This is a genomic window from Propioniciclava sp. (assembly GCF_036744435.1).
Lineage (GTDB): Bacteria > Actinomycetota > Actinomycetes > Propionibacteriales > Propionibacteriaceae > Propioniciclava.
Window position 1 is genome coordinate 4,734 of record NZ_DAIOIA010000122.1, and the last position, 3,695, is coordinate 8,428.

Genomic DNA, 3,695 nt, shown 5'->3' on the forward strand with positions numbered 1-3,695 from the left:
CGTTGACGGCGTCGGCAACGCCGGCACCGACGTCCAGCGGAGCGGTGTCCTCCGGCTGCACGCTCCCCGACGGCTCGCTCGCGTCCTCGACGAGCCCCACCTGATCGGCTTTCACACGCCGCACCTGGCCGTCGGCGATGGTGTAGCGGCGCCCGACCAGGGCCGCCGGGACGTCGGTCGCGACGGCGGCCGTGATGAGCACCTGCTCGGCGTCCGCGATCCGCTCGGCGAGGCGGGAGCGTCGCACCTCGTCGAGTTCGGCGAACACGTCGTCGAGCACCAGCACCGGTTCGACGCCATCGCTGCGCAGCAGCTCGTAGGCGCCCAGCCGCAAGGCGAGCGCGAACGACCAGGATTCCCCGTGGGAGGCATACCCCTTGGCGGGCAGCTGCCCCAGTGAGAGGACCAGGTCGTCTCGGTGCGGGCCGACCAGCGTGACGCCGCGGGCGATCTCCTCGCGTCGCCGTTCCTCCATCCGGGCACGCAGCAGCGCCCCGAGTTCGGCAGGTGTAGCGTCCACGATCGGTTCGGCACCGGTGGTCTCGCCTTCGGACCGGCCCGCGACGGGCAGGCCCTCCCCCGGGCGCGGATCCAGACCGAGCGAACTCGACTTGTAGGCGACGGTGGCACGGTTGTTGGTCGGCGCGATCGCCAGGTAGGCCTGCGCGACCGGCTCGGCGAGGTCGCGCAGCGTCTGCAGCCGGGCGTGCAGCAGTTCGGCGCCGAAGTCGGCCAGCGAGTCGTCCCAGACCTCCAGGGTGGCGGCGACATCGGGGCCCACCGGTCCGCGGCGTCCTCCCAGCGACTTCAGCAGGGCTGAGCGCTGCCGCAGGACGCGGTCGTAGTCGGCGCGGACGCCCGCCAGCCGCGGCCAGCGTTGGGTGACCAGGTCGTCGATGAACCGGCGGCGATCCGAGGGGTCACCCTTGACCATGGCGAGATCATCGGGGGCGAACAGCACGACGCGAAGCGCCCCGAGCAGGTCGCGGGGACGTTTGAGGGGGCCGCGGTTGAGAGAAGCCCGGTTGGCTTTCCCCGCGTTGATCTCGACTTCCAGGGCGAGCGTCCGCGGGTCGTCGAGACCCGCCTGGACGCGCGCCCGGACGAGGGCTCGCGGGGAGCCGAACCGGATCAGCGGGGCATCCGAGGCCACGCGGTGGGAGCCGAGCGTCGCCAGGTATTCGACCGCCTCGACGAGGTTCGTCTTGCCCTGGCCGTTGCGCCCGGTCAACGTCGTGACTCCGGGGCCGAACTCCAGTTCGGCGAACGGCCAGGACCGGAAGTCGGCCAGGCTCAGATGGGTGACGAACACCGCGCCTCGCGCGCCCGGGTCACTGCGGCAGGCGCATGAGCATGATGACGTGCTTGTAGTCGGTCAACGGCGTGCCGTCGATCTCGACCAAAGGCGTCAGCAGGCACGGCTTGCCCGGGGCGGTGAACGCGAAGTTCACATAGGGGGTGTCGAGCGCGTTGAGGGCGTCCAGCAGGTAGTGCGGGTTGAACCCTGCAGCGTTCATGGCGAGGCCGTTTCCGGTCTCGTCGACGACGCTCGCCTCGACGGCTTCGACGGCCTGGGCCTGGTCACCGGTGGCGGCTTCGAAGGTCAGGTGGTCGGCTTCGATCATCATGCGCAGCGACGTGTTGCGCTCGGCCACCAGCGCGACGCGCTTGACGGCGGCGACGACTTCCGAGGTGTTGGCCCGCACGGTGAGCGTCGGCTGGACGTTCATCAGGTGCCGGACCTTCGGGAACTCGCCGTCCAGCAGCCGCGTGGTGATCTGGCGGACGCCGTTCCCGCCCTCGCCCTCGAACCCGATGAGGCCGTCGCCGGCTTCCGCGGCGGCCAACGACAGGGAGATCTTCTCGCCCGCCGTCATCGACTTCGACGACTCCGACAGGACCCGCGCCGGAACCAGGGCTGCGGCGTCCGCGGTGCTGCTGGTGGGGCTCCACGGGAGTTCCTTCAGAGCCATCCGGTAGCGGTCGGTGGCCAGCAGCGACAGGGTGTCGCCGTCGATCTCGAGACGGACGCCGGTGAAGACAGGCAGCAGTTCGTCGCGGCCTGCGGCGACGACCACCTGGGAGACCGCCTGGGCGAACACGTCGGGGGTCAGGGTGCCCGTGGAGGCAGGCATGGCGGGGAGGTCGGGGTATTCGGCGACGGGCAGCAGTTGCAGGGTGAAGCGTGCACTGCCGCAGATGATCTCGAGTCGCGAGTCATCGGAGATGAGGTCGACCGGCTTGGCGGGCAGGCTGCGTGCGATGTCGGCGAGCAGGCGACCGGAGACCAGCGCGACGCCGTCGTCGGTGACGTCAGCGAGAACCGTCACCTTGGCGGAGGTCTCGTAGTCGAAGGTCGACAAGACGACCTCGGCACCGGAGGCCTCGATGCGCAGCCCGGCGAGGATCGGGACGCTGGGACGGTTCGGCAAGCTACGGGCTACCCACTGGACGGCGTCCGCGAGGACGTCGCGCTCGACTCGAATCTTCACTGATGCTCCCAGATGGTGGATTGGCTGCACGCCGATCATATCCAGACGCCGGCTCCGGGGAGGTGTCCCCGCGCCGCGGCTTGCCCCGAGCGGGACGCCGAGGCGGGCATCGTCGTGGAGTCCGGCAGGCGTTACCCACATGTGCCCAGCCGCAGACTTAGAAGGGAAGGAGATGTCTTACCTTTCTCGGTCATCATCACCCCTGTGCACAACGTGGATGACTCTCGAATCTCCTGACCGGGGCGGTGTTTCGTGCCCTGCGAACCTGTGGAGAACTCGAATCCCGCGGGGGACGCCCTGTGGTCAACGGCGGACTTGTCCACGCTGTCCACAGTTCGGGGGACTTGTCCACAGGGTTTCTGGGGAGAACTGGGTCGCGAGTTACGAGCCGGCGTCGGCCGGGTGACGCCGAGACGACGCGTCCGCATCGTGGTCCGAACGCGTGCAACAGGACGCGCAGGCACGAGCAGGACCCCCTCTCGCGTGAAGGGGGAGGACCGGCGGTCAGGGAGTGGGTCGCCGCTGTCAGCGGGCGGAGGCAGCCTGCTTGATGCGGTTGGTGAGTTCGGTCACCTGGTTGTAGATCGTGCGTCGCTCGGCCATGAGCTGACGGATCTTCTTGTTGGCGTGCATGACCGTGGTGTGGTCGCGTCCCCCGAACAGTCGACCGATCGCGGGCAGGGAGAAGTCGGTGAGCTCCCGGCACAGGTACATGGCGATCTGGCGGGCCGTCACCAGGACGTGCGTCCGGGCGGGGCCGCAGAGGTCGTCGATGGTGATGTTGAAGTAGTTGGCGGTCTGGGTCATGATCAGCGGGGGCGTGATCTGCGCCTCGACGCCCTCGGGAATGAGGTCCTTGAGGACCTCCTCGGCCAACCGCAGGTCGACCGGCTGGTGGTTCAGCGACGCGAACGCGGTGACCCGGATGAGGGCGCCCTCCAACTCGCGGATGTTGGTGGCGATCTTGCCTCCGATGAACTCCAGCACCTCGGGGGTGGCCATCAGGTGCTCGGCGGAGGCCTTCTTCCGCAGAATCGCGATCCGGGTCTCCAGGTCGGGTGGCTGGATGTCGGTCAGCAGCCCCCACTCGAAGCGGCTGCGCAGCCGCGGCTCGAGCGCCTCGAGCGCCTTGGGGGGACGATCCGAGGTCATCACGATCTGCTTCTGCGCGTTGTGCAGCGTGTTGAACGTGTGGAAGAACTC

The 3,695-nt window shown here is 69.0% G+C and carries 3 protein-coding genes; all 3 read right to left on the reverse strand.

The genetic code is table 11. The features are described 5' to 3' along the window. Positions 1-1,312: DNA replication/repair protein RecF (recF, locus tag V7E09_RS12875; protein WP_324512421.1), on the reverse strand; the 1,312-nt coding region annotated here is incomplete at its 3' end. Positions 1,313-1,331: 19 nt separating this feature from the next. Then, the gene (gene dnaN, locus V7E09_RS12880; RefSeq protein WP_324512422.1) at positions 1,332-2,492 is read right to left on the reverse strand and encodes a DNA polymerase III subunit beta; all 1,161 of its coding nucleotides are present in this window, start codon (positions 2,490-2,492) and stop codon (positions 1,332-1,334) included. 525 nt (positions 2,493-3,017) lie between these two features. Next, positions 3,018-3,695, reverse strand: a 678-nt coding sequence (locus tag V7E09_RS12885; RefSeq protein ID WP_324523491.1) for a helix-turn-helix domain-containing protein, incomplete at its 5' end; no start/stop codon positions are given.